9 protein-coding genes and 1 pseudogene are annotated in these 7,000 nt (G+C 69.5%); all 10 read left to right on the top strand.

Annotated features, from left to right (window positions below):
• A pseudogene (locus tag G6024_RS02115) lies at positions 1-697 on the top strand (hypothetical protein); the annotation flags it as partial.
• 66 nt (positions 698-763) lie between these two features.
• Positions 764-2,344: a signal recognition particle protein gene (gene ffh / locus G6024_RS02110; protein ID WP_159147828.1), complete on the top strand. Its 1,581-nt coding sequence runs from the start codon at positions 764-766 to the stop codon at positions 2,342-2,344.
• A gap of 192 nt (positions 2,345-2,536) precedes the next feature.
• A complete protein-coding gene (gene rpsP / locus G6024_RS02105) occupies positions 2,537-3,031 on the top strand; it encodes a 30S ribosomal protein S16 (RefSeq protein ID WP_067717594.1) in 495 nt (164 codons plus the stop codon).
• A gap of 5 nt (positions 3,032-3,036) precedes the next feature.
• Positions 3,037-3,279 (top strand): RNA-binding protein, encoded by a 243-nt coding sequence (locus G6024_RS02100; RefSeq protein ID WP_119192748.1) that lies wholly within the window; start codon positions 3,037-3,039, stop codon positions 3,277-3,279.
• 41 nt (positions 3,280-3,320) lie between these two features.
• On the top strand, positions 3,321-3,854 hold the full coding sequence (gene rimM, locus G6024_RS02095) for a ribosome maturation factor RimM (protein ID WP_159147826.1): 534 nt from the start codon (positions 3,321-3,323) through the stop codon (positions 3,852-3,854).
• Positions 3,855-3,886: 32 nt separating this feature from the next.
• On the top strand, positions 3,887-4,669 hold the full coding sequence (gene trmD / locus G6024_RS02090; protein WP_159147830.1) for a tRNA (guanosine(37)-N1)-methyltransferase TrmD: 783 nt from the start codon (positions 3,887-3,889) through the stop codon (positions 4,667-4,669).
• Between the two features lie 162 nt (positions 4,670-4,831).
• Positions 4,832-5,173: a 50S ribosomal protein L19 gene (gene rplS / locus G6024_RS02085; protein ID WP_067717600.1), complete on the top strand. Its 342-nt coding sequence runs from the start codon at positions 4,832-4,834 to the stop codon at positions 5,171-5,173.
• A 62-nt stretch (positions 5,174-5,235) separates the two neighbouring features.
• Positions 5,236-6,000, top strand: a complete 765-nt coding sequence (lepB, locus tag G6024_RS02080; RefSeq protein WP_096905319.1) for a signal peptidase I — start codon at positions 5,236-5,238, stop codon at positions 5,998-6,000.
• Entirely contained in the window at positions 5,997-6,701 is a 705-nt protein-coding gene (locus G6024_RS02075) for a ribonuclease HII (protein ID WP_159147824.1), read from the top strand. Before lepB ends, G6024_RS02075 begins: the two co-directional genes overlap by 4 nt.
• Positions 6,698-7,000: DUF2469 domain-containing protein (locus G6024_RS02070; protein ID WP_007632861.1), on the top strand; the 303-nt coding region annotated here is incomplete at its 3' end. The genes G6024_RS02075 and G6024_RS02070, both read left to right, overlap by 4 nt.

The following is a 7,000-nucleotide window of genomic DNA, read 5'->3' as shown; positions in this document are numbered from 1 at the left end:
CGCGCTCGTGGCGGCCTGCGGCAAGGCGCTCGGCCCCCGTCCCGCCGCGGTGCAGGCGCCGACGGTGAACGCCTCTCGGCGGCACGGTCCGCCGGACGTCGTGGTGGACCTCCGGGCGGCGGACACCGGCACCACACACGAGGTCACTCTCGTCGTCCCCGGTGGGGGCCGCTCGCTGGCGGTGACCGCGGAGGTCCTGGCCGCCCACAGGCTGGAGATCGTGGACGCGGAGATCGACCTGCGTCCCCCGGGCGGGATGCGCGCGAGGATGACGGTCTCCACCCGCTTCGGAGACCCGGTGGACGGACGCGTACTCCGGCAGGATCTGCGCCGCTCGATCGACTCCGGGCTCCCCGGGCCGCTTCGCGCCGCGCTGTCCCGGGGGGCGGCGCTGGCGATCGGACCCCCGCAGGCCAGATCCTCCGTCTTGATCTCGCACCGGACCGACGCCGACGGCGTGCTGATGGAGGTGCGGTCGGAGGACCGGCCCGGCCTGTTCGCACGGGTCGTGGCCGCGATCATCGAGGCCGGCGCCCGCATCGACTGGGTGGTGGTGCGCACCAGGGGAGCGGCCGTGGAGGACGTGTTCGCGCTCTCCGGCCCCGGAGCGGTGTTGAGTACGGCCGGTCAGGTGGAGGCGTTGCTGCCACGACGTGATCCCACGACGCCCGCCGTGGCGCATGCCGATACCCTGTGATCAGTCGTCGCCGACGACACCGGGAACCGTGCGCGCTCCCGGGCCGCGAACCAGGGAGCTGTTGCCGTGTTCGAATCCTTGTCCGACCGCCTCACAGGTGCGCTCAAGGACCTGCGCGGAAAAGGTCGGCTCAGCGACGCCGACATCGACGCGACGGCCCGCGAGATCCGCCTGGCACTGCTCGAGGCCGACGTCGCCCTGCCGGTGGTGCGCGAGTTCATCTCGCGGGTCAAGGAGCGTGCCAAGGGCGCGGAGGTCTCCGAGGCGCTCAACCCCGCCCAGCAGGTCGTCAAGATCGTCGACGCCGAACTCACCGCCATCCTCGGCGGGCAGGAGCGACGGATCGAGTTCGCCAAGCAGCCCCCGACGGTCATCATGCTGGCGGGTCTGCAGGGCGCGGGTAAGACCACCCTGGCGGGCAAACTGGCGCACTGGCTCAAGGGGCAGGGGCACACACCGCTCCTGGTGGCCTGTGACCTGCAGCGGCCGGGAGCGGTCGACCAGCTGCAGATCGTCGGTGAGCGTGCCGGAGTACCCACCTTCGCCCCGCACCCCGGGACCTCCGTCGGGGGCGACGGCGAGGTGATCGGTGTCCAGGAGCCGGTGTCCGTCGCGCAGCGCGGATTGGCTCACGCCCGCGCCAAGATGCACGACGTCGTGATCGTCGACACCGCCGGTCGACTCGGCATCGACGAGGAGATGATGGCCCAGGCCCGGGGGATCCGGGATGCCGTCCAGCCCCACGAGACCTTCTTCGTCCTGGACGCGATGATCGGTCAGGACGCGGTGATCACGGCCGAGGCCTTCCGTGAGGGCGTCGGCTTCACCGGTGTCGTGCTCACCAAGCTCGATGGTGACGCCCGCGGTGGCGCCGCGCTGAGCGTCCGCGAGCTCACCGGGACGCCGATCATGTTCGCGTCCGACGGCGAGAAGCTCGAGGACTTCGACGTCTTCCACCCCGACCGCATGGCCAGCCGCATCCTCGGGATGGGCGACGTGCTCTCGCTCATCGAGCAGGCGGAGACGGTCTTCGACGCGCAGGAAGCGGAGAAGACCGCCGCGAAGATCGGCTCCGGCGAGCTCACGCTCGAGGACTTCCTCGACCAGATGTTGATGATCCGCAAGATGGGGCCCATCGGGAACCTGCTCGGCATGCTGCCCGGCGGCAAGGAGATGAAGGCCGCCGTCGGCGACATCGACGAGAAGTACCTGGATCGCATCCAGGCGATCATCCGCGGCATGACCCCCGAGGAGCGCGCGGACCCGAAGATCATCAACGGCTCGCGCCGCCAGCGCATCGCGAACGGTTCGGGGGTCACGGTCACCGACGTCAACCAGTTGGTCGACCGGTTCTTCGAGGCCCGCAAGATGATGAGCCGCATGGCGGGCCAGATGGGGATGCCCGGGGCGGGACGCAAGAACCAGCGCAAGGGCAAGAAGGGCAAGGGCAAGGGGAAGGGCCGCGGTCCCACCCCGCCCAAGCAGCGGGGGATGATGCCCGGGGGGATGCCGGGGATGCCGCCCGGGATGCCCGGTATGCCGCCCGGCGGGATGCCCGACCTGTCCCAGTTGCCGCCCGGACTCGACCAGCTCCCGCCGGGGCTGGAGGGGATCGACCTCAACGACCTGAAGTTCCCCAAGCGCTGACCGGTCCGCCCGACGCGTCGATTGGTGCGCACGGTCCCGGCCTGTCTAGACTGGTCCGCTGGACGCCGTCACCGGTGGACCCTCGTGGGTCCGTGCCGAACGGCGGTCACCCGGAAGGCGAAACCGGGCCCCGCCAGCAGGGCGGGCGCCGCTGAATCGCTACGTGACCCGCAACAGAAAGCGAGACGCCTCATGGCCGTCAAGATCAAGCTCACCCGCCTCGGCAAGATCCGTAACCCGCAGTACCGGGTCGTCGTCGCCGACGCCCGCACCCGCCGCGACGGGCGCGCCATCGAGACCATCGGTCTCTACCGCCCCAAGGAGGAGCCGAGCTTCATCCAGATCGACTCCGAGCGCGCGCAGTACTGGCTCGGTGTCGGCGCCCTGCCCACCGAGGCCGTCGAGCAACTGCTCAAGATCACCGGCGACTGGCAGAAGTTCAAGGGGATCGAGGGCGCCGAGGGCACCCTGAAGACCGCCGAGCCCAAGCCCTCGAAGCTGGACCTGTTCAACAAGGCCCTCGAGGACGCCCAGGGCGAGCCGTCCGCTGAGGCCATCACCGCCAAGCGCAAGGCCGAGAAGGCGAAGAAGGACGAGGCCAAGAAGGCCGAGCAGGAGGCCGCGAAGGCCGCCGAGTCCGGCGAGGGCGAGGCCGCGTCGGCTGACGCCGAGACCGCCGAGGCCTGAGACAGATGAATGACATGGTCGTCGACGCCGTCGACCACCTCGTCCGCGGAATCGTGTCGGACCCCGACGCGGTGACCGTCCGGTCGAGTGGTGGTCGGCGCGGCACCGTGATCCGTGTGGCCGTCGCGCCCGAGGATCTCGGCCGTGTCATCGGTCGGGGTGGCCGTACCGCCTCCGCGATCCGGACCATCGTCTCCGCCGTCGGCGGCGACGGTGTCCGGGTCGACGTGGTCGACACCGACCGCTGACCCCGCCCGTACACGTCGGCAATCGGAGGACTTGGACCATCATGGAGCTCGTCGTGGGACGCGTCGTCAAATCGCACGGCGTCCGCGGCGAACTGGTGGTGGAGGTTCGCACCGATTCACCCGAGGAGCGATTCGCCGTCGGGACCCGACTCGTCGGGCGGGTCGGTCGGGGCGATCGGGCCACCGACCGCGACGTCACCATCGAAGCCGCCCGGCAGCATTCCGGGCGGCTTCTGGTGCGTCTGGAAGGCGTCGGCGATCGGGACACCGCGGACGCACTCCGCGGCATGCTGCTGCTCGTCGACTCAGATGCGCTGGAGGATCCGGAGGACCCGGACGAGTACCACGACCATCAACTGGTGGGACTGCGGGTACTCGACACCTCGGGTGCCACCCTCGGCGAGGTGACCGAGATCGTGCACACCGCGGCCGGCGAGCTCCTGGCCATCCGGCTGGCCGACGGAGGCGCTGCACTGGTCCCGTTCGTCTCCGAGATGGTCCCCGAGGTGGACCTCGTCGCGCGGACGTGCGTCATCGACCCGCCGGAGGGGCTGCTCGACCTGGGGACGTCGTGACCGCTCTCCCCGACGGTGGGGACGGTCCGCTCATGCACCTCGACGTCATCACGGTCTTCCCCGAGTACCTCGCCCCGCTGCAGTTGGCGTTGATCGGTCGGGCCGCCGACCGGGGCATAGTCGACGTCGCCGTTCACGACCTCCGGGGCTGGACACACGACGTCCACAAGTCGGTCGACGACAGCCCGTTCGGCGGTGGGCCGGGCATGGTCATGCGCCCGACGGTGTGGGGCGAAGCGCTGGACGACCTCGTGCCGCCGCCGGGGACGGCGATGAGGGAGCCGGGGGACGGTGAGACCCGCCCACTCCTGATCGTCCCGACGCCCGCCGGACGACCGTTCTCCCAGGCTGACGCGCACCGCTACGCCCGTCGACGCCACCTGCTGTTCGCGTGTGGTCGCTACGAGGGCATAGACCAGCGCGTGGTCGACGAGGCGTCCACGCGGATGGACGTCGAGGAGGTCAGCATCGGCGACTACGTCCTCATCGGGGGCGAGGTGGCGGTGCTCGTCATCGCCGAGGCCGTCATCCGCCTCCTACCCGGGGTGCTGGGGAACCGGCGCAGCCATGAGGAGGACTCCTTCTCCGACGGTCTACTCGAGGGCCCCAGTTTCACCCGGCCCGAGGTGTGGCGCGACCGGCCGGTGCCCGAAGTCCTCAAGAGTGGCGATCACGCCAGGATCGCGCGGTGGCGCCGCGACGAGTCGCTGAGACGCACAGCCGAGCGGAGGCCCGATCTCCTCGGGTCGGCCGAGCTGGACAAGGCCGACCTGGCGACGCTCTCGGACTTCGGTTGGGTTCCTCCGGCCGGGTGATTTGAGTCCGCCGAGTAGCGGATGGCACACTAGCGAGGTTGACCTTCCGGGCACCACGTGTGTCCGCTGACGGTCGCGCTGATCCGGGGCACGAACCGGTCGTCCCGCCTGCGGGCGGGCGCCAGGGTCCTCTGTCCTCATTCCTGACATGCAAGGAACACAATGAACACTCTCGACTTCATCGACAACAAGTCGCTCCGCGACGACATCCCGGACTTCCGCCCCGGCGACACGCTCGACGTGCACGTCAAGGTCATCGAGGGCTCGAAGGAGCGCGTCCAGGTCTTCAAGGGCGTCGTGATCCGTCGCCAGGGCGGCGGCGTCCGCGAGACCTTCACCGTCCGCAAGGTCTCGTTCGGCGTCGGCGTCGAGCGCACGTTCCCCGTGCACTCGCCCACGATCGACCGCATCGACGTCCTGGTCCGCGGCGACGTGCGTCGCGCGAAGCTGTACTACCTGCGTGCACTCCGTGGCAAGGCCGCGAAGATCAAGGAGAAGCGCTGACCGTGTAGAGCCGGTCGGACTCGGCCGCCGTCGGCGGTGCGGGAGCGACTACGCTCGTCCGGGTGAGCAGCACCGATACGCCTGGACATGACGCCGCCGAGCCGGGGTCCCGTAACGACGGGGCCCCGGCTCGCCGCGTCGAGAAGAAGGGCCAGCCCTGGTACATCGAGATCCCGCTGCTGGTGGTGATCGCACTCGTCCTGGTGTTCGTCTTCCAGACCTTCGTCGGACGCGTCTACCAGATCCCGTCGGAGTCCATGGAACCCACGCTGCACGGTTGCGCGGGCTGCACAGGTGACCGGATTTTCGTCGACAAGATCACCTACCGCTTCGGCGACCCCGAGCCCGGGGACGTGGTGGTCTTCGAGGGTCCCGACTCGTGGAACGAGGGGTACCAGTCCATCCGGTCGGACAACGAGGTCATCAGGACCCTGCAGAACATCGGCGGTGTGATCGGCATCGTCCCACCCGACCAGAACGACATGGTCAAGCGCGTCGTCGCGGTGGGGGGCCAGACAGTCGGCGGCTGCTCCCCGGATGGCGCACTGCTCGTCGACGGCCAGCCGCTGGACGAGCCGTACCTCAACGAGACCCCGTCGCCCGCGGGGAACCCGCTCAACTGTGCCTTCGGTCCGGTCACGGTCCCCGAGGGCAACTACTGGGTGATGGGGGACAACCGCGGCAACTCCGCGGATTCCCGCTTCCACATGGGTGACGAGTTCCAGGGAACCGTGCCCGAGGAGAACATCATCGGCAAGGTCCGGGCGATCATCCTCCCGTTCAGCCGGATCGGGACGGTGCCCTCCCCGGACATCAACGCGGGGTGAGCCGGGCACGACCGCAGCGGCCGCGGGGAGTCGCCCTTCCCGGCCGGGTCCGGGTGACCCGTCGCGACGGCCGCCTGGCGTTGGAGGCAGCCCTCGCCCGTCGAGGTCTCGGCCCGGTCGCCGGTGTGGACGAGGCAGGACGCGGTTCCTGTGCGGGCCCACTGGTGGTGGCGGCCTGCGTGTTGGGGGACCGGCTCCACCCCGACCTGGCAGACCTGGATGACTCGAAGAAGCTCACGGCCGCCACCCGTGAGCGACTGCACGACGTCATCCTGCGTAGGGCGTCGGCGGTGAGTGTGGTGGTGATCGAGCCGGACCGGATCGACATGCGCGGGATCCACCGGTGCAACCTGGAGGGGATGCGCCGGGCGGTCGCCGCCCTCGACCCGGCACCCGGTTTCGTGCTGACCGACGGCTTCGCGGTCGACGGGCTCGGATGTCAGTCCACGTCCGTGATCGGGGGTGATGCAGTGGTCGCATCCATCGCCGCCGCGAGTGTCCTCGCGAAGGTCACGCGGGATCGGATTATGGTGGACCTCGACTCGCGGTACCCGGGGTACGGTTTCGCCGCCCACAAGGGGTACAGCACCGTGAGTCACGCCAGGGCGATCGAGCAGCTCGGTCCCAGCGGCATCCATCGGATGTCGTACGCCAACGTCCGTCGCGCCGCGCAGGCGCATTCGAGGAGCAGCACGAGATGAGCGCCGAGGATCTGGAGAACTACGAGACCGAGATGGAGCTCTCGCTCTACCGCGAGTACCGCGACATCGTCGGCCAGTTCACCTACGTCGTCGAGACGGAGCGGCGCTTCTACCTCGCCAACGCCGTCGAGCTGATACCGCGGTCCGCGGACGGCGAGGTCTACTTCGACGTGAGGATGTCCGACGCGTGGGTATGGGACATGTACCGACCTGCACGTTTCGTCAAGTACGTTCGGGTGCTGACCTTCAAGGACGTCAACATCGAGGAACTCGACAAGCCTGAACTGCGGCTCCCGGAG

It is taken from the genome of Dietzia maris, from assembly GCF_014144855.1.
Lineage (GTDB): Bacteria > Actinomycetota > Actinomycetes > Mycobacteriales > Mycobacteriaceae > Dietzia > Dietzia kunjamensis.
This window is presented reverse-complemented; position numbering and strand designations above follow the sequence as displayed.